The following is a 25,774-nucleotide window of genomic DNA, read 5'->3' as shown; positions in this document are numbered from 1 at the left end:
GCAAGGCCGGACGCGGAGACCCCGCTGCCCGGACGGACGATGATATTCCACCCAACCGCGGGCTTCGAGACCCGGCTTCGGCATCCTCGCTCGCTCAAAACGATGGTGATTTCATGCATACAGCACCCCATTCCCCGACGAAGACCCGAGTACGGTCGCTGCGCCACGTTCTCGTCGCAGCCTTTGCGACCCTTTTTGCCGCAACCGGATTGACCGCGATGGATGACCGACATACTGCGAACGCGGCCGGGTCGACGTATCAGATCGACGACGCAACGACGTCCGGCGAGAACTCCTTCGCCTACACCGGCGCCTGGAACGCCGACAAAGGACTGCCGACGACCGGCTGGTATGCCGGAACCGAACACTGGTCGGCAGAGAAGGACGCTGCCGTGACGCTCTCCTTCTTCGGTACCGGCGCTGAACTCTATGGGCGCAAGCACCCCGCGCACGGCATCTATGCCCTCAGCGTCGACGGCGGCCCCGAGACCCGTTTCGATGCCTACGCGCCGAGCGCCACCAGCTCGGTCCAGATCTTCGGAACCGGCAAGCTCCCGCAAGGAAACCACACCCTGAAGCTGCGCCTGACCGGAGACAAGAACCCCGCGGCAACCGGCATAGCGGGGCAGGTGGACTACGCCGTCGTGACCACCGACGGTAGCGAGGCCGGTATTGCCTGGGCCGGTCTCCCGCAGCCCTCGCAGCTCACGCTGGACGGCGGAGCGCTCGCACTCTCGGCCACGTCGCGGCTCTTTGTGCTCAGGCAGCAGCAGGGACTCCTCCAGGCGGAAGCTGAGCGATTTAGCGTCGAGCTCGCCGCGTCTGGCGCGCTCCCCGCGGCGCCGCAGATCGCTGTCGGCGACGAGAACCAGATCCGTCCCGGAGACATCGTGCTCCGGCAAGGCGATCTGGCTGGCACCGCTTCATCCGAGGCGTTCGCTGTCGCAGTTTCCGACCGGGTGGACGTTACGGGCGAGGGCGTCCACGGGGTCTTCTATGCAACGCGCCAGCTTCTGCAGAACCTCAAAGTCAGCGGCAAGATACCCACCGGCAATGTGTCCAGCGAGCCCTCGGTGGCCGAACGTAGCCTTCACATAGACATCGGACGGAAGTACTACACGAAGCAGTGGATCGCAGCACAGATCCGGGACATGGGCTACGTCGGGCTGAACACCCTGCAGCTCCATTTCTCCGAAAACGAGGGCTTCCGCATTGCCAGCGACGGCCATCCCGAAGTCGTCTCCGCGGAGCGCCTCACGAAGGACGAGGTCCGCGAACTCATCGCCCTTGCCACGGCGAATCACATTCAGGTCGTTCCGTCGCTCGACATGCCGGGCCACCTCATGCAGGCGTTGAGTGCGCATACGGAGCTCCGGCTGAAAGACGTCTGGGGCAGGGACGTACGCGGTGCACTCGACATCACCAAACCGGAGGCCATTGCGTTCGCGAAGGAACTGATCGACGAGTATGCCGAGCTGTTCGCCGGCTCGACGTATTGGAACCTCGGCGCCGACGAGTTCGTGGACTTCGACCGCATGTCTGACTACCCGATCCTCGACAACGCCGCCAAGCAACGGTTCGGTCCCACCGCCAACGGGTTCGATCTGCTCACCGCGTTCGCCAACGACATGGGCGACTACATCGAGTCCAAAGGGTTTACGGTGCGGGTCTGGAACGACGGCATGATGCGCGGCAACGTCGTGAACCTCGAAACCGACATGCAGATCACCTGGTGGACCAATTGGGACACCAACATGGCGCCACTACAAAAGGCGCTCGACGGCGGGTACAAGCTCGTCAACTTCAATGATTCGGTCTTCTACTACGTGCTCGGCGAAGCCGCCGGCTACAAATATCCCACCGCAGCGAGGATTTGGGACAGGAACTGGCACCCCGGCGTCTTCCCCACGCTGAAGACAGGCCCGCAAACCCTCCCGCAGCCGTACCCGGCGCAACTGCTCGGCGCGTCGTTCGCCATTTGGAGCGACCGTCCAACCGAGCAGACCGAGGCCCAGGTCGCCGCAGGAGTCCGCGGTCCACTCCGTGCGATGGCAGAACGGTCCTGGAACGCTGGCTCGAAACTCCGGCTTGCGCAGTTCGACACGGTTAACCAGATGATCGCACGGGCGCCCGGAATCGAGCAGCCTCTTGGCACTAGTGGAAACGTCACGGTGTTACCTTCTGCGGGTCTTTCGGTTCCGGTGAAGGTGGATGGTCGGTGCGTCGCGGGCAAGGTTTTGTTGGCTGTGTCGGCGGCCAATGGGGGGGATGTGCCAGTGGCGGTGAAGTTCGCTTCCTCGTATGGGACGAAGTCGTTTGTGGGCGTGGGCGCGGGGAAGAACGCGTTCCATGCGTTTTCGACGCGCTTGGCGGGCATCCCGGCCGGTGAGGTGACGGTTTCCGTTTCGGCGGTGGTCGATGGTGTGGCCGTCAGCACCCCGCAGGTGATCGCCTACCCGGCCCGCACCTGCTAACCGAACCCGGTGGGAGAGCCGACACCCCCAGCCCGCCGGCTCTCCCACCGGACTCAACGACCGCACTGCCCAATGCCCGGGAGACGGGCAATCCAGAACAGGAGTACTCAACATGTCCAAGACCACGACCCGACTTCGCATCGTCACAGCCGCAACCGGAGCCATAATCCTTTCGTATGTCGGCAGCGCCGCCATCGCCGCCGACGTCCAGCACGGCGACGGCGAAGTCGACGTCACCGTGGAGATCGCCAAGATCGACACACCCGGCGTCCTCGCGCTGAGCGTCGCAGGCACATCGGCCGCGCTCACGGAGAACGGCTCAAACGACCTCGTCCGCCAATTCACTGGCTCCCTCCCCACTGTGACGGTGACCGATACCCGAGCCGCCGATACCATTCCGGCTGGCGCGCACTGGTACGTGCTCGGCACCGCAACAGACTTCACAGGCGGCGCCGGGAAGAGCACCATCGGCGCGCGGTATCTCGGCTGGGCGCCGCGCCTAATCGACGGCGGAGCTTCCGGACTCGTCGCGCAGGGCGACCCGGTGACCTCCGCCATCGACAACGCCCCGGCGAATGTGGGCTTGGTCGACCGGGAACTCCTCGCCATGGCGGCGGACTCCGGAGCCGTGGCTACCGAGGGAAAGTGGACCGCCACCGCTGATCTCTCACTCAGGGTCCCGTCAACGGTTACTCCCGGCGCATACACCTCAAAACTGACGCTGTCCCTGTTCGAGTAACCGCATAGATCGATGCGCGTGCCGGCTTCGGCTCTTCGAGCGATGCATGCCGAAGCCGGCACACGCAGTCCACGCCCACGAATCGACCCGGAACGGAAGAAAATGAGCGTCATCGACCGTCACAGGCGTCACCCCCTAAAGAGATCGTCGAGCAGGAGTCACCTGCTCGACGCACCCGTTTCGATCCTCGCCGCGGCATTCCTCGCATTCGCCCCCTCTTCCGGGACCGATGTCGGTGAACAAGACCCCGTCATCACCTGGGCAGTCAGCCCGGCGAACGCCTCCGAACCCGATGGCCGCTCATGGGTCGAGCGCACGATGAACCCGGGTGAACAAATGACCGAGCACCTCGCCCTCCGCAATCTCGGCGACCAGAACGCAACCTTCATGCTAACGGCTGCGGACGGCTACTTCACCACGGCGGGGCGGTTCAACATGCTCCCGGCCGACCGGACGTCCACCGACGCCGGGACATGGATCAGCGGCGCGACGAAAGTCAGCGTCGCAGCCCACACTACCGCTATTGTGCCGTTCACGATCACGGTCCCGAAAAACGCCACCCCCGGCGACCATGCCGCGGGAATTGCCGCCTCGGTGTTGAGCACCGGAACCGTGCAAGAGGGTTCGCGAGTGGGAGTGGAGAGCAGAGTAGGTTTCCGGGTAATGACGCGAGTCACCGGCGAACTGAAACCGGAGCTGAACGTGGTGGACGTCGCGGCAAGCTATGACATGTCATGGAATCCATTCGCGCCAGGCTCGGCCACCCTGAAGTATGGTGCCGTCAACAGCGGCAACACCCGGTTCGCGTTCACGGACAGCGTTGACGGGTCAACGGCCAGAGCGCGTGGCGATCTCCTCCCCGGCGAACGACGGGAATCCACGAACGTTGTACAGGTATGGCCATTCGGTCCCGTCACCGTTGACCTCAGCGTCACTCCGACGGCGGACGCGACCTCCCGCGCGGTCCCGCCTCCGGTCCGCGCATCCGTCGTCGTATGGGCGATACCTTGGTCGCAGATCCTTTGCATCGTGGGAGTGACGCTCATCTTCACGTCCCTCGCGCTCGGCCGACGCCGAAACAAGGCACGGCTGACGAAGCTCATCAACGCAGCCCGGGCCGAAGGCCGAGCCGAGGGTTCGTCATCATGAGCGCCACCGGTCCCCTGCCCGTACCTGTCTTGCCGGCATCTGCCCCTCCGATCGCCGACGACGCAGGAATCTCCGTGACGGTCTGGATCGATCCACGCCCGGTGCGACTCTTGGACGCCCTCCCCGCAACGGGCTTCGACATCGGCACCGTCGGGCTGTTCGCTGTGGCGGTATTGGTGACGGGCGTTATAGCGATCGCAATCAGCCTGGTGGACCGCGATGGCGTTCCCGTCGTCAAAGCAGCCTGAGAGCCGCTTGCTTCAGCACCAGATATCGTCAGGCCACGATTCGATCCGCGTCCATGGCACCTGAAAGACTGTGCCCATGCTGACCCTGATCGAGCGACGGTACAGCGGGTCAGCACATTGCGGCGTCGCCAGCACAGCATCAAACGCCGATCGCCGCTGCCGACCTGATCACGGCTCCGACATTCGTAAGTGCCGCAATTTGCTCTGCACGTCCAGTGCAGAGGTAGAGCAGCGGAATATTCACGCATCTCACTACGGGAATTCCGGAGACCGCGGTCAGATGAGTCCAGTCCCCGGTCTGTGGCTGGCAGCCGACCCGGCCGGGGTCACGCTAACGAAGGCCCCGAGGAGGACGGACATTCCATTCGCTACCTCGTCGCGTAGAAGGCCACAGCCGACGACGCAGCGACGTTCAGCGAGTCGACGCCGTTCATCATCGGAATCGTCACGCGGGCATCAAGTAATTGATCTGTCTCGGGCTTCAGCCCGTCGCCTTCGGTTCCGAAAACCAGCACCAGGTTTTGATGATCCTGGGCCACAAGCTCATCCAGAGTGATGGCTCCCTCCCCCAGGGACATGCCTGCCACGAAGTAGCCCGCCTCTTTCAGCTGTTCGATGCTAGCCGGCCACGGATCGATCCTCGTCCATGGCACCTGGAAGACTGTGCCCATACTGACCCTGATCGAGCGCCGGTACAACGGATCGGCACACTGAGGCGACACCAGCACGGCGTCGACGCCGAGCGCTGCGGCGCTGCGAAAAACCGCACCAACGTTCGTATGGTCGGTCAAATCCTCTAGGATAGCGATCCTCGACCGATGCGGTGTTTTGGCCGCGCCGACGTTCGTGTGGTCAACGACGTCCTCCAACATAGCCACGCGGTGTGCGCCAGCGAGAAGTTCCTCGAGGGGCACCGGCACCGGCCGATGCATGGCAGCCATGGCACCCCGATGCAAGTGGAATCCGGTGATTTCCTCGAGCAGGGAAGCCTTGCCGATGTAGACCGGAACCTCGGGGAACTGTTGGAAAACGTCGTCGAGGTCTTCCAGCCATTTCTCGGCCAGGAAGAAGGATCGAGGCTGATGGCCGGCCGCGAGGGCGCGCCGCAGCACTCGTGACGACTCGGCGATGTACATACCCTCCACAGGCTCGCGGAGCTTGCGGAGGTGGACATCAGTCAGTTGTGTGTAATCCGAAACGCGCGGGTCTGCCGCGGTTTCGAGGTGGTAGAAGGTCACGGGGTTCCTATTTCAGCAGGTTGGCGATCATGAAGCCGAGCGCCACGATGCCGAGCGCGAAGATCACGATGCGCAGCGCAAGGGGCTTCAGGCGCCGGCCCACTTTGGAGCCCACCAGTCCGCCGATCAATGAACTGACAGCGATGACTGCCACCACCGGCCATTCGATCCGGCCAAAGGCAAACAGGAGGTAGGAGCACGCTGCCACCACGTTGACGGCCAACACCAGGATGTTCTTCATGGCGTTGGCGTTCTGGATGGTGCCCGTCATGAAGACACCCAGAATGCCGACGAGCAGGATTCCCTGGGCAGCCACGAAGTAGCCGCCATAGACCCCGGCGAGGTACACCAACACCACGAGGATTACGGTGTGCCGCTTGTCGTGGATGGCGTGTTCCGGGTTGCCGGCCCGGTCCTGGACCCACCGTTGGAGTTTGGGCTGGAAGAGCACCATGAGCAGCGCGACCACGATCAGGATGGGAGCGGCGTAGTAGAAGACCTTCTCCGGAAGGTGCAGTAGAAGCCACGCACCCGTGATGCCGCCAAGCAGCGACGCTGGCAAGAGCCTGAGCAGCTGCCGGCCCCTGCCCCTGAGTTCGTGGCGGTAGCCCCAGGCCCCCGTCACGTTGCCTGCCACAAGCCCCATCGCGTTGCTGATGGTCGCCGTGACAGGTGCGTAGCCCAGGGCGATGAGGACCGGGAAAGTCACCAGCGTGCCGGAGCCGACCACGCTGTTGATGGTCCCGGCCCACAAGCCCGCGAAAAAGATCAGGATGCCGCTAAGGATCTCCACTGCTTATCGCTGCCCCTGCTTCTCGTTGCCGGCCTAGCGGCGGGCGGTGGCCGTGTAGCGGCCGGAGTTTTCCGTCACGTCCAGGGGAAGGCCGAAAGTGTTGCTGAGGTGTTCTGCCGTGAGGACTTCCTCGATGGGTCCCGCGGCAACCACCCCGCCGTCGCGAAGCAGCATGGCGTGGGTGAACCCCGGAGGAACTTCCTCAAGGTGGTGCGTCACGAGAACCATGGCGGGAGCGTCCTCGTCGCGGGCGAGCTCACCGAGTTTGTGGACGAGCTCTTCCCGTCCGCCCAGGTCGAGGCCGGCAGCCGGCTCGTCGAGCAGGAGCAGCTCAGGATCGGTCATGAGCGCCCGGGCGATCTGCACGCGCTTGCGCTCTCCTTCGGAAAGCGAGGAGAAGGAGCGGTTCAGCAGTGGACCCATCCCCCATTCGTTGAGGAGGCCGAAGGCGCGACGTTCGTCGTCGCGCTCGTATCCCTCGCGCCAGCGGCCGGTCACGCCGTAGGCAGCGGTGACCACGACGTTCAGCACGTTTTCCTGCTCCGGGATCTGGGTGGCCAGGGCTGCGGAGGAAAGGCCGATGCGCGGACGGAGCTCAAAGACGTCCACCCGGCCCAGCGTCTCGTCAAGGATCCCGGCTTTCCCGCTCGTGGGATGCATCCGGGCAGCGGCGATCTGGAGCAGAGTGGTCTTGCCGGCACCGTTGGGACCAAGGATGACCCAGCGTTCGCCTTCATTGACCTGCCAGTCAACCTTGTCCAGCAGGGTCTTGGTACCTCGGACAACGCTGACGGAAGCCAATTCAAGAACATCACTCATAGGAGTAGACACTAGGACAAAAATAGGGGCGATAGATAACCGGAACTTCGGTCACACTGTTTGCGGGACGCCATGAATGAAACACGAGTTCGGGCGGCGGTTCCGCGCTCGCTAAGATTGCAGCCATGAGTTCGAACTTGACCGCGGTCAGCTATGGCGTGAATTTGTCCCTTTCGGAGCTTGAACACCTGCGAAAGGTGCTGTCCGGCTCGGGGGCTTCCTTCACGTCGGAGTCGCGCTCGGGGGACGATCGCTTTGGGGTCTACACCATTGGCCTGGCCGTTGACGGGGCTACCGTCGCCGACTTGTCAGGCCTACGGCGCAGGGTCGCCGATGCCGCGGCACCGGGTATGGACACCGCTATCGTCGCCGACGCGCTGCGTGACGCTTCACGGAAGCTGCTGATCATGGATGTGGACTCCACCCTGATCCAGCAGGAAGTCATCGAACTGCTGGCCGCGCACGCCGGCAAGCGCGAGGAAGTAGCGGCCGTGACCGAGGCCGCGATGCGCGGCGAACTGGACTTCGCGCAAAGCCTCCACGCCCGGGTGGCGGTCCTCGCAGGCCTGCCGGCCACCGTCGTCGACGCCGTCCGTGCCGAGGTGCGCCTGAGCGAGGGCGCGGCGGAACTCGTGGCTGCTTTCAAGGCCGCCGGCCATGCGGTGGCGGTGGTGTCCGGCGGCTTCAACCAGATCCTGCGGCCCATCGCAGCGGAACTCGGGCTGGACTACTGGATCGCAAACGAACTTGAGATCGTTGATGGCTTCCTCACCGGCAAGGTCCTTGGCGACGTGATCGACCGCGCCGCCAAGGAGAAGTACCTTCGCGAGTGGGCAGCCGCCGAGGGAATCGACCTCGAGCACACCATCGCAGTGGGCGACGGCGCGAACGACCTCGACATGCTGGGCGCGGCGGGCATCGGTGTCGCGTTCAACGCCAAGCCTGCCGTCCGGGCGGTAGCTGATGCCGCCATCAACATGCCATACCTGGACGCGGTCCGGCATATCGCCGGGGTCTAGCCGAACTCATGCGCCACGAAAAAGCGGCCCGGGACTGGGTAATTCAAACAGTCCCGGGCCGCTTCTTCATGCACTAAAAGATGTCAGGCGCTCTTGCCGAAGTAGTCGGCGCCGCCGACGTACTCGGTGTGGCCGCTCTCGACGTCGGCCGTGACCATCTTTGCCACTTCGGCGGCGAATTCCTCCACCGAGTACAGCCTGCCGGCCTCGGCCCGGCGGGCTTCAATGGCGCCCGGGTTGGAGCGGTCCAGCAGGGTCGCCGTCACGGTGCCCTCAATCATGTCGCCGGAAACCACTACGAGCGAGATGCCCTTTTCGGCCAGGTTCGGGAGCAGTTCGCGCAACGCGACTTCGCCGGCGCGCTTGCTGCGGGCAACGGGCTCGTACTCTGGCATCGTGGGAACGGTCTCGACGAAGTGCGCCTGGTGGCTCGTGACGAAGACCACGCGGGAGCCTTCCGGCATCAGCGGAACAGCGGCGTTGAGCATGTTGATCTGGGCATCGCGGTTCAGCTTGAGGGCGTAGTCCTCCTCCATGCCGGATTCCATGCCACCGGAAGCGTTGAGCACGAGGACGTTCAGCGAACCGAATTCCTCCATGGCCGCACTGGCCAGCGTCTGGACGCCTTCTTGCGTCGTCAGGTCAGCGCCGACGGCTACTGCACGGCCACCGGCTGCCTGGATCTCGCCCACTACTTTGTTGGCCCGGGGGGCCTTTTGGCGGTAGTTGACGACGACGGCGGCGCCCTCGCCAGCCAGGATCTTGGCTACTTCAGCGCCGATGCCGCGTGAAGACCCGGTGACGATTGCCGTCTTGTTGTCCAGCAGTCCCATTCGTGCTCCTTTATTCAAAGCGTCCAACTTGTTCAAAACATCCAAGTTCTATTAGTCCCGAGTCAATCATGCCAGCGGGAACCCTGATCTAGTGGCCCATGCCCAGGCCGCCGTCCACGGGGATGACGGCACCGGAAATGTATGCGGCTTCGTCACTGGCAATCCAGCGGACCACGTTGGCGACCTCGGAAGCCTCGGCAAAGCGGCCCGCCGGAACGCTCGCCAAATATGCCTTCTGGGTGTCTTCGGGAAGCTCGGCGGTCATGTCCGTGTTGATGAAACCCGGTGCGACCACGTTGGCCGTGATGCCACGGCTGCCAAGTTCCCGCGTGAGGGAACGGGCGATGCCCACCATGCCCGCCTTCGAGGCCGAGTAGTTGATTTGTCCCGGGGCGCCGTAGAGGCCCGACACGGAAGAGATCAGCACAACCCGGCCCTTGCGCATGCGGATCATGCCTTTCGAGGCCCGCTTGATGACCCGGAAGGCACCCGTGAGGTTGGTGTCGATGACGGAAGTGAAGTCGTCCTCGCTCATGCGCAAAAGGAGCGTGTCCTTGGTGATGCCGGCGTTGGCTACCAAAACCTCCACCGGCCCGTGGGCAGCCTCGACTTCCTTGAACGCGGCGTCAAGCGAGGCCTCGTCCGTCACGTCGGCCTTGACCCCAAGGATGCCCTCAGGGAGGGGTGTTTCGCTGCGGTATGTCACGGCGACCTTGTCGCCGTTGGCGAGGAATGACTCTGCGATCGCGAGGCCGATGCCCCGGTTTCCGCCCGTGATGAGGACACTGCGGGCGGTTGATACTGCTTCAGACATGCTGCTCTCCAGAGTTCCGCGACAGGACTGTGCCGCTTGAAAGTGGGTGATTTCCTGCATCGATCTTAGCCGCCGGGTACCCCTGGCCGCGGGCAGCTGCGCCCGGCGCGGTTTGGGAGGCCCGTTCCGGGGTGAGAGAATTGAGGGAAGCCGTTGGAGCGTGATGAATCAGCCGTGACAAGAGATAGCAGTCCCCTGCAGGCGCCCGGGGACCCGGACGCCGTTTCAGGCGACCCCGTGGTGCACAGCATTACCGACGCCGCTGCCGCCCACTCGGACGACATGCGCGAACGAATGATCAAGTACGCCTTGGCGATGGGTATCCGCTTGGTGTGCCTCTTACTCATTTTCGTGGTGGATGGCTGGTTCAAGATCATCGCGGTAGCAGGGGCCGTGTTCCTGCCTTGGATTGCCGTAGTGATCGCCAATGGCAGCGACAAGGCCGAAGTCCATAGCGACGCCTTGCTGGACTACGTCCCGGCCGTCGAGCTGGAAGCGTCACCACCTGCAGAAGGGGAGCCCGCCGAGGCGCCCGCCACCGTGTTGGAGGGCGAACTCATCGACGACGACTCCACACATCAGGACGCCTCCCGCCCGGAACCACATGACAACACCGGCGCCAGCAAGCACCAGTACCCACCCGACGGGGAAGAGCAGGCGGCTTCATGAATATCTTCACTATAGGCGGCCTTGGGCTGGAGAATGAGCAGCATGCCGGCCAGGGCGAGACGCCTCCGGCTGTCTGCTCACGCAAGGCATGCCGCGCCGAAGCTGCGTGGCAGCTCTTGTGGAACAATCCGCGCATCCACACTCCCGAGCGCCGCAAGGTGTGGCTGTCCTGCGAGGAGCACCGGGAATGGTTGGAAGACTACCTGCAGACCCGCGACCTTTGGAAAGAGACCATACCGTTCGCGAAGACCACTGACCCAGGCGAGGCCCGCTGAATGTACCGCTTTCTTTTTTCCAGCAAGTGGCTGGGCTATTTCGTCCTGGCCCTGATCTTCGCCACCGGCTGCGTTTTACTGGGCCGCTGGCAAATGGACCGCAGGGCCGAAACGCTGGCCGAGATCAACCGCGTTGTCACCAACTACTCAGCCACTCCCCTTCCCTTCTCCGCCGCCAAGGCGGAGTTCCAGTCCCTGGACCCCGAACGGGAATGGGCACAAGTTGAGCTTCACGGCAGGTATGACGTTTCGGGCCAACGCGTCGTCCGTAACCGCCCCCTCAACGGCCAGCCGGGGTACGAAGTAGTGGTCCCGTTCCGATTGTCGAGCGGCGAAGCGGTAGTGATTGACCGCGGATGGTTGCCCATCGGAAACAAGACCCCCGGCCACCCCGACAGCATCCCGGCCCCGCCGGCCGGCGAGGTGACCGTCGTCGCCCGCCTGAAGGCCTCTGAACCGGATCTGGGCCGTGGCGCCGTGGACGGTCAGCTGGCATCCATCGATCTTCCTTCCTTTGCCACGGAGCTTGGTTATCCCATCATGACCGGCGCCTACGGGCAGCTCGCCACTGAGTCGCCCGCCGTCCAGGCGATGCCCGCGCCGTTCGCGAAGCCGGCAACGGACGAGGGCACGCATCTCTCCTACTCTTTGCAGTGGTTCGCCTTCGGCGTGCTGATGTTCGTCGGTTTCGGCTACGCGGCCAGGCAACAGGCCCGCAACGCCCGGATTGATGCCGAGGACGAGGATGAAGAAATCAGCGCGATGCCTCGTCGCAAGGCACCTGCGCCACGGAAATCAAAGCGGCCAACGGCCGAAGAAGAGGAAGACGCCATCCTGGATGCACAAGGCTACTGAAACGATCCCGGCCCCCGTGCTGAATGTTAAGTCAGCCCTGACCGCGGCCGGTGCGCAAGACACCGTGCGCACCTTCGACGACGATGTCCCCACCGCCGCTGCGGCAGCTTCCTTGCTGGGTTGCGATATTGCCGCCATCGCAAACAGCCTGGTCTTCGAACTTGATGGTGCTCCCCTGCTGATTCTCGCGAGCGGGGCCGCGAAGGTGGACACCGCCTTGGTAGCGGCCTCCTTGGGGACAGCCAGGATCCGCAGGGCCAGCCCGGACTTCGTCTTGGAACACACCGGTCAGGCCGTAGGTGGCGTAGCTCCCCTCGGACACCCGCAGCCCATAAGAACGATCCTCGACCTTTCGCTCCAGGAGCATCCTCTGCTCTGGGCAGGCGCGGGTGACCATAACTCGATGTTCTCCATCAGTTACAGCGAACTCCAGCGGATTACGGCCGCCCAGGCCCTCAAGGTTCGCTGAATCGGTAGTCCACCTGGTCATCGATCCGGCCAGTGCCATTGATCCGCTACGGCCGAGGGCTAGGCTGTGAGCATGGCTGAATACACCTACGTCACCTACATCGAAGGAACCCCGGACCAGATTTGGACGGCACTGACGGACGCAGCCCAAAGCGCTGAGTACTGGGGCCACGCGAATGTCTCGGACTGGAAGGCAGGCTCGCGCTGGGAACACCGGCGCACGGACGGCTCCGGAACCGCCGACGTCGTGGGAACCATCCTGGAAGCAACGCCGCCGGCGCGCCTCGTGAACACGTGGGAGGATCCCGCGGTTCCAGCGGTGGTGAAGCCCGACGTGGTCACCTTCACCATCGAGTCACATGACGGAATCGCCAGGCTGACGGTCCATCACAGGAACATCGCCGACGACGAGCAATTGGCGATTGCAGGCCGCGGCTGGTCGGCGGTCCTGTCCAATCTGAAAAGCTACATTGAACTAGGCCGCCCACTTGCCTCTGTGCCGTGGGAAATGCCTTGACGGGGTGGGAAATGCCCTGACGGCGTCGACATGCCCGGACCCTCAGCCCTAAGCGAGGGTGATGAGGTCCAGGTAGTCTTCGTTCCAGTGGTCCTCGACGCCGTCCGGGAGCAGGACCACGCGTTCCGGGTTCAGCGCCTGGACGGCACCTTCATCGTGGCTGACAAGCACGACCGCGCCGGAATAGTTGCGCAGTGCGCCGAGGATCTCGGCGCGGCTGGCGGGATCGAGGTTGTTGGTAGGTTCGTCCAGAAGCAGCACGTTGGCGCTCGAGGCCACGATCGTAGCGAGGGCCAGTCGCGTCTTCTCACCACCGGAAAGCACACCCGCCGGCTTGTCGACGTCGTCACCCGAGAACAGGAACGACCCCAGGATCCCGCGGACCTCTGCGTCTTTCATGTCCGGAGCGGATGAACGCATATTCTCCAGGACGGTGCGGTCGTGGTCCAGGGTTTCGTGTTCCTGCGCATAGTAACCCACTTTGAGCCCGTGGCCAGGGACGATGTCGCCGGTGTCCGGCTTGTCCACGCCGGCGAGCATCCGCAGGAGGGTGGTCTTGCCTGCACCGTTGAGGCCCAGGATGACCACCTTGGAGCCACGGTCGATTGCCAGGTCCACGTCGGTGAAGATTTCCAGCGAGCCGTAGGACTTGCTCAAACCCTCAGCCGTGAGCGGAGTCTTGCCGCACGGAGCAGGATCCGGGAAACGCAAGGCTGCCACGCGGTCATTCTCGCGGACGGCTTCCAGGCCGCCAAGCAGACGTTCGGCGCGCTTCGCCATGTTCTGCGCAGCGACGGCCTTGGTGGCCTTGGCACGCATCTTGTTTGCCTGGTCCATGAGGACCTGGGCCTTCTTTTCGGCATTGGCGCGTTCGCGCTTGCGGGCGCGCTCGTCGGTTTCGCGCTGTTGCAAGTAGCGCTTCCAACCCATGTTGTAGAAGTCGATCTGCGCCCGGTTGGCGTCCAGGTGATAAACCTTGTTGACGGTGGCTTCGAGGAGTTCCACATCGTGGCTGATCACAATCAGGCCGCCCTGGTGGCTCTTGAGGAAGTCGCGGAGCCAGGTGATGGAGTCCGCATCGAGGTGGTTGGTGGGTTCGTCCAGGAGGAGGGTCTCGGCGTCCGAGTAGAGGATCCGGGCCAGCTCCACGCGGCGGCGCTGGCCACCGGAGAGCGTCTTGAGCGGTTGGTTCAGGAGCCGCTCGGGAAGGGCCAGGTTGGAGGAAATAGCTGCGGCTTCGGCCTCGGCCGCATAGCCGCCTCCTGCGAGGAACTCGGCTTCCAGGCGGTCGTAGCGGTTCATCGCTTTGCGCTGGACTGTGGCGTCTTCGCTGGACATGTCTGTTTGGGCCTGCTTCAACTTGCCCACCACGACGTCCAGGCCGCGGGCGGAAAGGATGCGGTCGCGTGCCAGCTGTTCCATGTCCGGGGTCCGCGGATCCTGCGGCAAGTAGCCAATCTCACCACTGCGGGCAACTTTGCCGGCCGCGGGTAGCCCCTCGCCGGCAAGGACGCGGGTGAGGGTCGTCTTGCCTGCACCGTTCCGGCCCACCAGTCCGATTTTGTCCCCCTTGTCCACGCGGAAGCTCACCTGGTCCATAAGCAGGCGGGCGCCGGCGCGCAGTTCGAGTTCCTGGACGGTAATCAATTCGGGGGATGCCTTTCAATGGGGAACACCCGCAGCGCCGGAGGTCAAGGCGCGGCTGAAGTGGAGGGGCCGAACAAACGGCCTTTACGATTCTACCGCCCACCAGCTCGCTCGCTCGCCAGCGCCAAGGACGCCCGTGGATGCACCTGAATAGTAAGTACCCTTGCTACTATTTTCGGCGCGTGGTTAGGTGAAGGTAGGACGATTGCAAGGGAGACTCTCGGTGAGCAGTGCAACAGGATCCGATGGCAAACACGTACGGGCTGACGGTGGCCGGGATGAAATCCCGTACGCCGCCGAACCACGGCGGGACCGGGTGGACGATGTACATGGAAATGGCCCCGGCTATGCTGACGTCAGCTACGTCGACAACACGAGCAGCTATCCCGTGGTTTCCCCCGCTTCCGACCCAAACGCCGCCACCCGTGAGACCGTCGTCGCGCGCGAAAAGGAGCAGTTCGGCGGAATCAAGATCGGCTCGGCCTTCTTCGGCTGGCTGACCGCCACGGGTATGGCCGTGCTGCTGGTCGCCCTCGTGGCGGCCGCGGGGATCGCTGTCGGACTCGCGAACAACGCGAATGTCAGTGACGCAGCGAACCTGGCATCGTCGCAGCCCGTCGGCGCTGCGGGGATCATCGCGCTCCTGGTGATCCTGTTCCTCTCCTACTATTGCGGCGGCTACGTTGCCGGACGCATGGCCCGGTTCAACGGCATCAGGCAGGGGTTCATGGTCTGGTTTTGGGCAATTATCGTCGCCGTGCTGGTGGCGTTGCTGGGCTTGTTCGCCGGACCGCGGTTCAATATCCTCGCCACCGTGAACAGTTTCCCGAGGATTCCGGTGAACGAGGGACAGCTGAGCACCATCGGCATCATCGCCGCCCTCGTAGTGGCAGCAGTGACCCTCATCGCCGCAGCACTCGGCGGACTGGCCGGCATGCATTACCACCGCAGGGTGGACCGCGCGGGCTTCACTCCACCAGCAGAGGAGGTCGAGGCCTAGCCAAGGCTGCTCCGCCCGCCAAAAGCGTCACCCTTTGTACCTTGGCCCCAAGGCTTTGCTGTGCTGCTCGTGGACACCCTACAAAATTCCGGGTCAGGCTGCTCTGTAGTGTCGGATTCAGGGGATTCAATCCACCCCAGGCACAGACAGGACCCACCATGAGCAGCACCGAAACCGCATCCACGCGACGACCCTCCCCCCGCGACCGCTGGACGTCCACGGACATCGGCCTCATCGCCGTCTTCGCGGCCCTCGTGGCCGCCTCAACGCTGATTCCGGGCATTCCTGTCGGCTCCCTGGGCGTGCCGATCACCCTGCAGACCCTCACCGTCATCCTGACCGGCCTCGTGCTCGGCGGCGGGCGGGCCTTTGCCGCCGTCGGGCTTTACACCCTGCTCGGTTTCGCCGGACTGCCGATCTTCAGCGGGGGCCGCAGCGGTCTCGGTATCCTGGCCACACCGTCGGCCGGCTACATCATCGCTTTTCCCTTGGCGGCGGCCGCCACCGGCTGGCTGGCAGCGATCGTGATCCGCAAGACCGTCAAGCACCGTGCCGTCTTCCTGTTCGCCGCAGCCATGATCAGCACCATCGTCCTCATCCACGGCCTCGGAGTGCTTGGCTTCATGGTCAACGGCAAGTTCGACTTCGCCAAGGCATTCCTGGCCGACCTTCCCTACTACCCTGGGGACACCATCAAGAACGTCCTTGCTGCAATCATCGCCGTCGCGCTCCACAAGGCCTTCCCGGACATCCTGGTCCGCCGCGTCAAATAAAGCAGGAACAATCAGTACATGAACACCATCATTCTCAGCGACGTCTCAGTGCGCGTAGCCGTCGATGGCAGCCCGGCGCCCAAGACTTTGCTGCAGGGCGTCTCGCTGGAACTCACTGAGCAACGCATTGCGGTCATCGGGGCCAACGGCTCTGGAAAGTCCACCCTGCTGCGCTTGCTCAACGGCTTGGTGGGTCCCAGCGAAGGTACCGTCAGCGTCAACGGCGCCGACAGCTTGCGGGACGTTCGCCAGGTCCGCAGCCAGGTGGGCTTCGTCTTCACCGATCCCTTGTCGCAACTGGTCATGCCGACGGGGCGGGAAGACGTTGAACTCTCCTTGCGCCGTTCCATCAAGAATTCCAAAGAGCGTGCCGTCCGGGCAGAAGCTGTCCTGCAACGGTTCGGGATCCTGGACCTCGCGGATCAGAGTATTTACGAGCTTTCGGGCGGTGAACGCCAATTGCTCGCCCTCGCGGCCGTCCTCGCGGTAGATCCCGCCGTGCTGGTCCTCGACGAGCCTTCAACGTTGCTGGACCTGCGCAACCGGGAGCTGCTGCGGCTCACGCTTGCGGGCCTTGAGCAGCAGATCATCCTGTCCACCCACGATCTCGATCTCGCCCTCGAAGCGGACCGCGCCTTGGTGGTGGACGGCGGCCGGATAGTGTTCGACGGCGGAGCAGCCGACGCCGTCGAACACTACCGCGCGCTTTGCGCCGCTGAATCCCCTCAAGGCAAGGTGCAGGCGACGTGAGGGGTCACGGGATCCTGATCCCCAACTATGTGCGGGGCGACTCGATCGTGCACCGCACGCCCCTGTGGCTCAAATTTCTCTTTGTCGCCGGCTGCGGCCTGGCATCGTTCCTGATTGTCGATTGGCTTGTCTCGGCCGCGGTCCTTGCCGTGATGTGCGGACTTTTCCTGCTGAGCGGCGCGGGACTCAAACGCCTCGCGCGTTCCGTGTGGCTCGTGACGCCCATCCTCGTTGCGATCGGCGCCTTCCAATGGTGGCAGCTGGGCGGCCCCGTTGCCGCGCGGATCGTGCTCAATGTGCTGGTCTGCGTCGTCGCGGCGTCGGTACTGACGGTCACGACTCCGGTGCAGGCACTGCTTGACGGGGTGGTTGCCCTGTCCAAGCCCTTCCAGCGTTTCGGGGCGGACCCTGAGCGCTTCGCGCTTACCATCGCCATCATGCTGCGCAGCCTTCCATTCATTGCCGGCGCATTCTCGGATGTCCGTGACTCGGCCCGGGCGCGTGGCCTTGAACGCAATCCCCGTGCCTTGGTCTTGCCGGTTTTCATCACCACGGTTGCCTATGCGCGGCAGACCGGCGACGCCCTGGCCGCGCGCGGCCTTGGCGATGCCGAGGACTAATCGCCCTGCAGCTGCGAGTACCGGAACATTGCCGCCGTGCCCATTCCACCTGCAATGCTGATCATCGCCAGCGCCAGGCTCTCCCGGCCCGGCTGCTCTTCGGCCATCCGTCGGGCCTGGGCCAGCAGCCGCGTCACCAGGACAGCCCCCGACGCGCCGTAAGCGTGTCCCAGTGCCAGCGCTCCGCCGTCGAGGTTCGCCCGTTCCGGTTCCACACCCAACGCGTCAAGGCAAGCGAGGGTCTGCGAAGCGAATGCCTCATTGAATTCCACGAGGTCCAGCTCCCCGGGCTCGAGATCAAGCTCGGCCAGCAACCGTTTCGCCGCCACTGAAGCTCCGATGCCCAGCAGTTCCGGGTCCACGCCTGCTGTGTCGCAGCCCAGGACGAGCAATCCGTCGGCGGCACCAAGTTCCCGTGCCCGCTCCAGCGAGGTGATCACGACGGCGGAGGCCGCGTCAGCGTCGAAGCACGAGTTTCCGGCTGTCACGGTTCCGCCCGGTACGAATGCGGGCGGGAAGCGGGCCATGAGTCCGGCCTTCAGGGATGCCCGGGGTCCGTCATCCGCCTGCAGCACGGCGCCCCCGGCTTCCAGAGGAACAATTTCCGGGGCGAACGCGCCCGCGGCAGTGGCTGCAACCGCCCGCTGGTGACTGCGCAGGGCGAACTCGTCCTGCTGTTCGCGGCTGATGCCGCACTCGAGTGCCACGTTCTCGGCGGCCACGCCCATGTCCGGGTCCCCGAACTCGGGCGGTACAAAGGTGGCCCGGGTGTAGAAGTCAGGCTCGCCGTCGGAGTCTGGATTTCGCCTGGCACGCAGCGGGGCAGTGCTGATACTCTCCACTCCTCCGGCCAGGTAGATGCCATTGCCGCCCGCGGCCACGAGCCGGGACGCCAGGGCAATGGCGTCGAGTCCGGAACCGCACTGCCGGTCCACGGTCAGTCCGGGGACCCCCACGGGCAGTCCCGCGTGCAGTGCGGCATACCGGGCCAGGTTTCCGCCTCCGCCCACCGCGTTGCCGATCACGACGTCGCTGACGTCCGAACCGGCAACACCCGTGGCTGTCAGGAGTGAACGGAAGACAGGAGAGAGGAGTTCCTCTGCGCGAAGCGACTTCAATTGTCCGTTGGCGCGGCAAATAGGTGTACGCAGGGCGGCAATGATCACTGGTTGGCGCGAAGGGGCCAACCCGGTGCACGGCTCACGGCTAGGCAAGGGGTTTCGCCCGCGGATCGTTGTTCTCAATCCAGTCGAGCAACATCTGGCGGCTGACCTTCCCGCGGTCGGTCACGGGCAATTCGGACAGCGTGAAATACCGCTGGGGTCGCTTGTCCCGGGCGAGCAAACCGTCCAGGCCGGTCTTCACTTGGGTTGCCGTCACCGAACCGTAGGCGGGCACGATTCCTGCGACGACTTTCTGGCCGCGGACTTCGTCGAGCATTCCGGCCGCAAGGGCAGCCGAGACCCCGGGGACCGATGCCAGGGCGAGCTCCACTTCGTGAGGATAGACGTTCCTCCCGGAAGTGATGATCATGTCGGACCGACGTCCGAGGATATGCAGGACACCGGAGTCCACATAGCCCTGGTCCCCCACCGTGTACCAACCGTCAAAGCACCGCAGCGCCTGGCCGTCGTCGCCCCACAAATACCCGTTGCTGACCATGCCGGAGCGGACACAGATGTTCCCGTCGGCCCCTTCGGGCCGCTCCGCGCCGTCGTCGTCCAGTATCTTGAGTTCGACGCCGGGAAACGGTCCGCCGATTCCCGTGCCGCCCGCGTCTAGCGGTTCACCGGCGGCAAGGCGCGTTCCGGAAACGAAACTGAGCTCGGACGCGCCGTAGTACTCGAAAATGGCCGCATTGGGCGCCCAACGCCTGGCGGCCTCAAGGGTGCGGGCGTCCAGCTTCGAACCTGCGCAAATGATGCTTCGCACCCCAGATGCGTCCACGCCTCCCGCCAATCCGCGCTCGCTCAACAGGCGCAGCATGGTGGGCACGAGGACCAGGCGAGTGACGCCGTCGTAAGCGATGGCTGCATGGACATCCCCGACGTCGAAGGTTTCCATGGTGTGGAAGGCCGCCCCGGCGTACAGGCATTCCGACAGGGCGTACAGGTTCAGGCTCGCGGCAAGCGGTCCGGGCGCGAGGGTCCTGTCCTCCGGTGTGAGCCCGAAGAATTCGATGGAGGCGTCAAACGAGACCTGCCACGAACGCCGCGAACGGGTGAAGGCCTTGGGAACGGACGTAGTCCCGGACGTCAGGCCGATCAGGAAGGTGGTGCCCGGATGGCCGTCGGACAGCTCGGCGCCTATGGGGGGCAGGGGGCCGGTGGCGGGCCCGGATTCTCCAATCCTCTGCGTGACTTCATCGATCATGGCTTGCGGCCACAGCGGGTCGAGCACGGCGCAGCGCCGACCGCCGGCCACGGCGGCCGTGTACGCCACCACGAAGTCCAGGGAATTGGGCTCGGCGAGTACCGTCGTCGCGGACGTCTCCCCTAGGCGCAGCGTGGCGGCGTCCCGAAGGTCAGCCCAGTTGAGCCGTTTGCCGCCAACGACGACGGCAGTGTCGTCGGGGCGTTCATCGGCCCAGAGCTGAAGTTTGTCCAGGAAAGGCATCATCGAATTTTAGCCTCTGAGGCAGCTCCGGAGCTCTCTGTGACGCCTATCGCTCCGATAGCGCACTTTGGGGGCGCCAAAGCGGCGACATCCCAGAGCGCGACGACGGCCGGCCACCTTCGCGCTGGAAGGTGACCGGCCGTCGTCGTACTGCTAGATGTTGAAGCCGAGTGCCCGCATCTGGTCCTTGCCGTCGTCCGTGATCCGCTCGGGACCCCATGGCGGCATCCATACCCAGTTGAGGCGCCAGTCGTCCACGATGCCGTCGAGGGACTGGCCGACCTGCTCTTCGAGGACATCCGTCAGCGGGCAGGCCGCCGTCGTCAACGTCATGTCGATGAGCAGCGCTCCGTCGTCTTCCGAGTACTTCAGACCGTAGAGCAGCCCAAGGTCCACCACGTTGACACCGAGTTCCGGGTCAATGACATCCTTGAGCGCCTCCTCGACGTCCTCGAGGCTGGTGCGAGCCGCGTTGATTTCGGTCATGGCGGGAGTCCTAACTAGGCCTGTGCTGCTGCGGCAGCAGCGATGGTGGCTGCGCCGGCGCCCGTGGCGTAACGGTCGTAGCCTTCTTCTTCGAGACGGTCGGCCAATTCCGGGCCGCCCTCTTCGACAACCTGGCCATCAACAAACACGTGGACGAAGTCCGGCTTGATGTAGCGCAGGATGCGGGTGTAGTGGGTGATGAGCAAGGTACCCATGTTGCCCGTGGCGTGGGCGCGGTTGACGCCCTCGGAGACGACCTTGAGCGCGTCGACGTCCAGGCCGGAGTCGGTCTCGTCAAGCACGGCGAACTTCGGCTTGAAGAGTTCGAGCTGGAGGATCTCCACGCGCTTCTTCTCGCCGCCGGAGAAGCCCTCGTTGACGTTGCGCTGTGCGAAGTCGGCGTCGATACGCAGCTGCTGCATGGCCGCCTTGACGTCCTTGGTCCAGGTGCGGAGGGCCGGAGCTTCGCCGTCGATTGCAGTCTTGGCGGTGCGCAGGAAGTTGGTCATGGTGACGCCCGGAACCTCTACGGGGTACTGCATGGCCAGGAAGACGCCCGCACGGGCGCGCTGGTCAACGCTCATGGCCAAGACGTCTTCACCGTCGAGCGTGATGGTGCCCCTCGTGACGTTGTAGCGCGGGTGGCCGGCAATGGTGGACGCCAGCGTGGACTTGCCCGAACCGTTGGGGCCCATGATTGCGTGGGTCTCGCCGGTCTTGATGGTCAGGCTGACGCCCTTCAGGATCTCCTTGGTGCCCTGCTCCGTCTCGATGCTGACGTGCAGGTCCTTGATCTCAAGAGTAGACATGCTCTTCTTTCTTTCGTAAGTCTTTAGGCACTTGGCGCTCAGTAGTTCTGTACTGAGGCGCCGTTCACAACGTTGGTCACGTCCACGTAGACGTCGTCACCGTCGAGGGTGACGGCGAAGACGGGGACGGGGTCATAGGCAGGGAGCTGCAAGGGCTGTCCGGTGCGGAGATCGAACTGGGAGCCGTGGCCCCAGCATTCGATCGCGCAGCCTTCGATTTCACCCTCGGCGAGCGAAATGTCCGCATGCGAGCAGGTGTCGCCGATGGCGTGGATCTGTCCCATCGAGTCCTTGACGATGGCTACCGGGTAGTCATCGATCAGGATGCGCAGCGCCTGCTTGACCTGGATCTCATTGGCGTTGCATACCAGTTCGCCTTGTGGCTGTTCGCTCATAGTCTGTTTTCCCTGCTTGGCTTGAATTAGTTATCGCTCGCGGCGAGCTCGCGCTCAACAGCTTCGGTCAGGCGCTCTTCGAGTTCCGGTACCTTGATCTGCTGGATGATCTCGTTGAGGAAACCACGGACCACCAAGCGGCGGGCCACGTCTTCAGGGATGCCGCGTGCCATGAGGTAGAACAAGTGTTCGTCATCGAAGCGGCCGGTGGCGCTGGCGTGGCCGGCACCCTCGATCAGGCCGGTTTCGATTTCCAGGTTCGGCACGGAGTCCGCGCGTGCACCGTCCGTGAGGACCAGGTTGCGGTTGGCCTCGTAAGAGTCGGTGCCTTCTGCTTCCTTGCGGATCAGGACGTCGCCCACCCACACGGTGTGTGCGTTGCGGCCCTGCAGGGCACCCTTGTACAGAACGCGGGACTTGCAGTTGGCTACGGCGTGGTCAACAAACAGGCGCTGCTCGAGGTGCTGGCCGGCGTCGGCGAAGTACAAGCCGAACATCTCGGCTTCCGCGCCCGGCCCGGTGAAGCGCGTGGACGGAGTCATGCGCACGACGTCGCCGCCGAGGCTGACGACAATGTGCTTGAACTTGGCGTCACGGCCGAGCTTGGCTTGCTGCGAAGAGGCGTGAACGGCGTCGTCGTTCCATTCCTGGAGCGAGATGACCGTCAGGTCGGCACCGTCTTCGACGAGGATTTCGACGTTCTCCGAAACGATCGCACTGCCCTGGTGGTCCAGGACGATGCGGGACTTGGAGAAGCGGCCTGCCACGATCACGATGTGCTGGGCGGAAGCTTCAGTGGAGGTGCCGGTCAGCAGGACGGACACTTCGCCGTCGAGCTGGAGCTCGGCGGGCACCGTGATGACGGTGGCCTCGGTGAAGTTCTCCCAGGCATTGGCGGACACGCGGTCCTCCGGAATGGCTGCGGAGCCGATGCGGACGTCGTCCCGCCCCACGGTCTCGACGACGACGCCCTCCGGGGCGGTAACGGCGACGGATGGTGCCGAACCGGAGAGGACCTCGTTGTGAAGGCCGCGAAGCCGCTTGAGCGGGGTGAAGCGCCAGTCTTCTTCCAGCCCGGTGAGGGGCTTGAAGTCAGCCAGTTTGTACGAGGTCAGCCGACCTGCGCGCGAACTGTCCGGGATTCCAACGCCGCCGCCGTGGGAGTGGCTCTTGGCCGAAGCGCCCGCGAGCGGTCCGGCCGAAGGTGCCTGTTCCGAGGTCTTTTCCGAGGTGGAAGACGTGTTGGTACCGGTGTTGACCGGTGAGAGGTTCTCGCCCTCTTCGGTGAATCCGTCGATAAACGGATTGGCCGACGGCGCGCCGATGCGGGCCTTTTCAGTAGTGATTTCAGTCATTGCTAACCGACGGATCCTTCCATCTGCAGTTCAATCAGGCGGTTGAGTTCAAGGGCGTATTCCATAGGCAACTCACGGGCAATCGGCTCAATAAAGCCGCGCACGATCATGGCCATGGCCTCGTCCTCGGGCATACCGCGAGACATCAGATAGAAGAGCTGCTCCTCACTGACTCGGGAAACGGTGGCCTCGTGACCCATCACCACGTCATCCTCGCGGATGTCGATGTAGGGATAGGTGTCGGAACGGGAAATGGTGTCTACCAACAAAGCATCGCAACGCACGGTGTTGGCGGAGTGCTTGGCGCCTTCGCGGACCTGGACCAGGCCGCGGTAGGCTGCACGACCGCCGCCGCGGGCCACGGACTTGGAAATGATCGAGCTCTTGGTGTTCGGCGCGATGTGGACCATCTTCGAGCCGGTGTCCTGGTGCTGGCCTTCGCCGGCGAAGGCGATGGACAGGGTCTCACCCTTGGCGTGCTCGCCGACGAGGTAGACAGCCGGGTATTTCATGGTCACCTTGGAGCCGATGTTGCCATCGATCCATTCCATGGTGGCGCCTTCTTCGCAGATGGCGCGCTTGGTAACCAGGTTGTACACGTTGGTGGACCAGTTCTGGATGGTCGTGTAACGGACGCGGGCGCCCTTCTTCACGATGATTTCCACCACGGCGGAGTGCAGGGAGTCCGAAGTGTAGATCGGAGCGGTGCAGCCTTCGATGTAGTGGACGTAGGAGTCCTCGTCCGCGATGATCAGGGTGCGCTCGAACTGGCCCATGTTCTCGGTGTTGATGCGGAAGTAGGCCTGCAGCGGGATGTCAACGTGGACGCCCTTGGGGACGTACACGAAGGAACCGCCGGACCACACGGCCGTGTTCAGCGACGCGAACTTGTTGTCGCCCACCGGAATGATGGTGCCGAAGTACTCCTGGAAGATCTCCGGGTGCTCGCGGAGCGCGGTGTCGGTGTCCAGGAAGATAACGCCCTGGGCTTCCAGGTCCTCGCGGATCTGGTGGTACACAACCTCGGACTCGTACTGCGCGGCCACGCCGGACACGAGGCGGCTGCGCTCGGCTTCCGGGATACCTAGCTTCTCGTAGGTGTTGCGGATGTCCTCGGGGAGGTCTTCCCACGTGGCAGCCTGCTTCTCCGTGGAGCGCACGAAGTACTTGATGTTGTCGAAGTCAATGCCGGAGAGGTCTGCACCCCAGGTCGGCATGGGCTTGCGGTCGAAGTACTTCAAGCCCTTCAGGCGGAGGTCCAGCATCCATTGCGGCTCGCTCTTCTTGGCCGAAATGTCGCGGACTACCTCTTCGTTGAGACCACGGCGTGCGTTCGCGCCGACGTCGTTCTTGTCAGCCCATCCGTACTCGTAGGTGCCAATACCGTGCAACTCGGGATTCTTCTCCAGAATCTCCGAGATCACAGCACCGTCAGCTAGCGCTTTCTCTGCTGTTCCTTCAGCTAATTGACCCGTCATCACGGCCTTTCTTACTGATTGTTGGATTCGACATGGGGCGCGGCCTGCAGCTTCGGAAACCCGAGGGCCTCCTTGGCGGCTGGCCTGCCTGTAGGAATGTGGGTGGTGCAGACATGCCCGCCCTGCGCGAGGGTGGAGAGCCTGCGAACATCGACGCCGACCAAACGGGAAAAAAGTTCGGTCTCAGTGTCGCAAAAAACGGGAAATTCCGCGGCGAGCTGTTGGATGGGGCAATGGCCCTGGCACAGCTGGACGCTTGAGAGGGAAGCGGGCAAAGGCGCCTTGGTCTCAATCGACGCAGCCGATGCGACGTATCCGTCCCTGCTCAGGGCCTTGGACAGCGCCACAGCGCGCGCCGCAATGTCGGAGCCCGCCAGATCGACTTCCGGTGCGTAGCGCTGTTCCATCTCGGCGAAGCGCTCTACCGCATAGTCCCTCACAGCTTCTTCGCCTGCGAGGTCCCGGAGCCTCCGCAACGCGGAACTGGCAATGTTCAGGTAGTCGTCCCCGAGCTTCGACTGCCCTTGGGAACTCAGGACATAGCGACGGGCCGGCCGGCCTGCACCGGCACCCGCCTTCGCGACGCGTTTTACCTCGATGACCCCGGCACGCTGAAGGTGATCCAGGTGGCGGCGGACAGCTGCAGGGGTGAAGCCGAGCATGTCGCCAAGTTCAGCCGCACTGACAGGGCCGTGCTCCAACACCGCGTTGAGAACACGGTCCCGGGTGCGGTCTTCCGCGTCAGCCACGCCAACGGCCGTGCCACCGGGCACAGGCATGACCGCGCTGTGCCTTGCGAGCGGCCTTGCGGGCACGGAAACAGAACTCCTCATGGAATACACAACACAATCATGTCGTAATTTAGTCCGTGCATCCAGTAAGGCAAGGCTGGCCTGCGGGACCTTGCCCGCCGCACCCCTACTACTTCACGTAGA

General features: G+C 64.0%; 28 protein-coding genes. 14 read left to right on the top strand and 14 right to left on the bottom strand.

Annotated elements, in window-relative coordinates; translation table 11 throughout:
• Positions 1-113: 113 nt before the first annotated feature.
• From AC4CS3_RS09045 to AC4CS3_RS09030, 4 genes are all read left to right on the top strand, one after another.
• Entirely contained in the window at positions 114-2,474 is a 2,361-nt protein-coding gene (locus tag AC4CS3_RS09045) for a beta-N-acetylhexosaminidase (protein ID WP_490783148.1), read from the top strand.
• Between the two features lie 112 nt (positions 2,475-2,586).
• Positions 2,587-3,213: a hypothetical protein gene (locus AC4CS3_RS09040; protein ID WP_490783147.1), complete on the top strand. Its 627-nt coding sequence runs from the start codon at positions 2,587-2,589 to the stop codon at positions 3,211-3,213.
• Between the two features lie 102 nt (positions 3,214-3,315).
• Positions 3,316-4,362, top strand: a complete 1,047-nt coding sequence (locus AC4CS3_RS09035) for a hypothetical protein (protein ID WP_490783146.1) — start codon at positions 3,316-3,318, stop codon at positions 4,360-4,362.
• Positions 4,359-4,610: a hypothetical protein gene (locus AC4CS3_RS09030; protein ID WP_490783145.1), complete on the top strand. Its 252-nt coding sequence runs from the start codon at positions 4,359-4,361 to the stop codon at positions 4,608-4,610. The genes AC4CS3_RS09035 and AC4CS3_RS09030 overlap by 4 nt, the downstream gene beginning before the upstream one ends.
• 368 nt (positions 4,611-4,978) lie before the next feature.
• Here AC4CS3_RS09030 and AC4CS3_RS09025 read toward each other — a convergent pair whose 3' ends face one another.
• The 3 genes from AC4CS3_RS09025 to AC4CS3_RS09015 are packed head-to-tail and all read right to left on the bottom strand — an operon-like array spanning position 4,979 to position 7,460.
• Positions 4,979-5,848: a TrmH family RNA methyltransferase gene (locus tag AC4CS3_RS09025; RefSeq protein ID WP_490783144.1), complete on the bottom strand. Its 870-nt coding sequence runs from the start codon at positions 5,846-5,848 to the stop codon at positions 4,979-4,981.
• Between the two features lie 7 nt (positions 5,849-5,855).
• Positions 5,856-6,641, bottom strand: a complete 786-nt coding sequence (locus AC4CS3_RS09020) for a sulfite exporter TauE/SafE family protein (protein ID WP_059389254.1) — start codon at positions 6,639-6,641, stop codon at positions 5,856-5,858.
• A 33-nt stretch (positions 6,642-6,674) separates the two neighbouring features.
• The gene (locus AC4CS3_RS09015) at positions 6,675-7,460 is read right to left on the bottom strand and encodes an ABC transporter ATP-binding protein (RefSeq protein WP_059389255.1); all 786 of its coding nucleotides are present in this window, start codon (positions 7,458-7,460) and stop codon (positions 6,675-6,677) included.
• A gap of 125 nt (positions 7,461-7,585) precedes the next feature.
• Between AC4CS3_RS09015 and serB the strand changes: the two genes are divergently transcribed.
• Positions 7,586-8,479: a phosphoserine phosphatase SerB gene (gene serB / locus AC4CS3_RS09010; protein WP_490783143.1), complete on the top strand. Its 894-nt coding sequence runs from the start codon at positions 7,586-7,588 to the stop codon at positions 8,477-8,479.
• A gap of 83 nt (positions 8,480-8,562) precedes the next feature.
• On the opposite strand, the gene AC4CS3_RS09005 is transcribed toward serB, so the two are convergent.
• Entirely contained in the window at positions 8,563-9,312 is a 750-nt protein-coding gene (locus tag AC4CS3_RS09005; protein ID WP_490783142.1) for an SDR family oxidoreductase, read from the bottom strand.
• A gap of 88 nt (positions 9,313-9,400) precedes the next feature.
• Positions 9,401-10,126, bottom strand: a complete 726-nt coding sequence (locus tag AC4CS3_RS09000) for a beta-ketoacyl-ACP reductase (protein WP_234749389.1) — start codon at positions 10,124-10,126, stop codon at positions 9,401-9,403.
• Positions 10,127-10,279: 153 nt separating this feature from the next.
• Between AC4CS3_RS09000 and AC4CS3_RS08995 the strand changes: the two genes are divergently transcribed.
• The 5 genes from AC4CS3_RS08995 (at position 10,280) to AC4CS3_RS08975 (ending at position 12,910) form a co-directional block, all read left to right on the top strand.
• Entirely contained in the window at positions 10,280-10,795 is a 516-nt protein-coding gene (locus AC4CS3_RS08995; protein WP_490783141.1) for a DUF3099 domain-containing protein, read from the top strand.
• Entirely contained in the window at positions 10,792-11,070 is a 279-nt protein-coding gene (locus tag AC4CS3_RS08990; RefSeq protein WP_490783140.1) for a hypothetical protein, read from the top strand. Before AC4CS3_RS08995 ends, AC4CS3_RS08990 begins: the two co-directional genes overlap by 4 nt.
• Positions 11,071-11,925 carry an SURF1 family cytochrome oxidase biogenesis protein gene (locus AC4CS3_RS08985; RefSeq protein ID WP_490783139.1) on the top strand — a complete coding sequence of 285 codons (855 nt, stop codon included), beginning with the start codon at positions 11,071-11,073 and terminating at the stop codon, positions 11,923-11,925.
• Positions 11,909-12,394 carry a YbaK/EbsC family protein gene (locus AC4CS3_RS08980; protein ID WP_490783138.1) on the top strand — a complete coding sequence of 162 codons (486 nt, stop codon included), beginning with the start codon at positions 11,909-11,911 and terminating at the stop codon, positions 12,392-12,394. The genes AC4CS3_RS08985 and AC4CS3_RS08980 overlap by 17 nt, the downstream gene beginning before the upstream one ends.
• 72 nt (positions 12,395-12,466) lie before the next feature.
• Entirely contained in the window at positions 12,467-12,910 is a 444-nt protein-coding gene (locus AC4CS3_RS08975; protein WP_236811099.1) for an SRPBCC domain-containing protein, read from the top strand.
• Between the two features lie 48 nt (positions 12,911-12,958).
• On the opposite strand, the gene AC4CS3_RS08970 is transcribed toward AC4CS3_RS08975, so the two are convergent.
• Positions 12,959-14,557, bottom strand: a complete 1,599-nt coding sequence (locus AC4CS3_RS08970) for an ABC-F family ATP-binding cassette domain-containing protein (RefSeq protein ID WP_236811100.1) — start codon at positions 14,555-14,557, stop codon at positions 12,959-12,961.
• A gap of 223 nt (positions 14,558-14,780) precedes the next feature.
• On the opposite strand from AC4CS3_RS08970, the gene AC4CS3_RS08965 reads away from it, so the two are divergent.
• The 4 genes from AC4CS3_RS08965 (at position 14,781) to AC4CS3_RS08950 (ending at position 17,700) form a co-directional block, all read left to right on the top strand.
• The gene (locus AC4CS3_RS08965) at positions 14,781-15,557 is read left to right on the top strand and encodes a YrzE family protein (RefSeq protein WP_490783137.1); all 777 of its coding nucleotides are present in this window, start codon (positions 14,781-14,783) and stop codon (positions 15,555-15,557) included.
• Between the two features lie 158 nt (positions 15,558-15,715).
• Positions 15,716-16,330, top strand: coding sequence for a biotin transporter BioY (locus AC4CS3_RS08960; protein ID WP_490783136.1), 615 nt, complete (start codon positions 15,716-15,718; stop codon positions 16,328-16,330).
• A gap of 18 nt (positions 16,331-16,348) precedes the next feature.
• The gene (locus AC4CS3_RS08955) at positions 16,349-17,080 is read left to right on the top strand and encodes an energy-coupling factor ABC transporter ATP-binding protein (RefSeq protein WP_490783135.1); all 732 of its coding nucleotides are present in this window, start codon (positions 16,349-16,351) and stop codon (positions 17,078-17,080) included.
• Entirely contained in the window at positions 17,077-17,700 is a 624-nt protein-coding gene (locus tag AC4CS3_RS08950; RefSeq protein ID WP_490783134.1) for an energy-coupling factor transporter transmembrane component T family protein, read from the top strand. Before AC4CS3_RS08955 ends, AC4CS3_RS08950 begins: the two co-directional genes overlap by 4 nt.
• Here AC4CS3_RS08950 and AC4CS3_RS08945 read toward each other — a convergent pair.
• The 8 genes from AC4CS3_RS08945 to AC4CS3_RS08910 all read right to left on the bottom strand — a co-directional run bounded on the left by AC4CS3_RS08945 (position 17,697) and on the right by AC4CS3_RS08910 (position 25,681).
• Entirely contained in the window at positions 17,697-18,866 is a 1,170-nt protein-coding gene (locus AC4CS3_RS08945; protein ID WP_490783133.1) for a thiolase family protein, read from the bottom strand. The genes AC4CS3_RS08950 and AC4CS3_RS08945 overlap by 4 nt on opposite strands.
• A gap of 40 nt (positions 18,867-18,906) precedes the next feature.
• On the bottom strand, positions 18,907-20,316 hold the full coding sequence (locus AC4CS3_RS08940) for a class I adenylate-forming enzyme family protein (RefSeq protein ID WP_490783132.1): 1,410 nt from the start codon (positions 20,314-20,316) through the stop codon (positions 18,907-18,909).
• 153 nt (positions 20,317-20,469) lie between these two features.
• The gene (locus tag AC4CS3_RS08935) at positions 20,470-20,802 is read right to left on the bottom strand and encodes a metal-sulfur cluster assembly factor (protein WP_234749426.1); all 333 of its coding nucleotides are present in this window, start codon (positions 20,800-20,802) and stop codon (positions 20,470-20,472) included.
• A 14-nt stretch (positions 20,803-20,816) separates the two neighbouring features.
• Positions 20,817-21,611, bottom strand: a complete 795-nt coding sequence (gene sufC, locus AC4CS3_RS08930) for a Fe-S cluster assembly ATPase SufC (protein WP_184735326.1) — start codon at positions 21,609-21,611, stop codon at positions 20,817-20,819.
• Between the two features lie 38 nt (positions 21,612-21,649).
• Positions 21,650-22,006 (bottom strand): non-heme iron oxygenase ferredoxin subunit, encoded by a 357-nt coding sequence (locus AC4CS3_RS08925; protein WP_184735328.1) that lies wholly within the window; start codon positions 22,004-22,006, stop codon positions 21,650-21,652.
• A 26-nt stretch (positions 22,007-22,032) separates the two neighbouring features.
• On the bottom strand, positions 22,033-23,361 hold the full coding sequence (sufD, locus tag AC4CS3_RS08920; RefSeq protein WP_490783131.1) for a Fe-S cluster assembly protein SufD: 1,329 nt from the start codon (positions 23,359-23,361) through the stop codon (positions 22,033-22,035).
• 2 nt (positions 23,362-23,363) lie between these two features.
• Positions 23,364-24,839, bottom strand: coding sequence for a Fe-S cluster assembly protein SufB (gene sufB / locus AC4CS3_RS08915; protein WP_234749436.1), 1,476 nt, complete (start codon positions 24,837-24,839; stop codon positions 23,364-23,366).
• Between the two features lie 11 nt (positions 24,840-24,850).
• The gene (locus AC4CS3_RS08910; protein ID WP_490783130.1) at positions 24,851-25,681 is read right to left on the bottom strand and encodes a helix-turn-helix transcriptional regulator; all 831 of its coding nucleotides are present in this window, start codon (positions 25,679-25,681) and stop codon (positions 24,851-24,853) included.
• Positions 25,682-25,774: the final 93 nt, after the last annotated feature.

This window comes from Arthrobacter sp. SE2, assembly GCF_058244265.1.
This window is presented reverse-complemented; position numbering and strand designations above follow the sequence as displayed.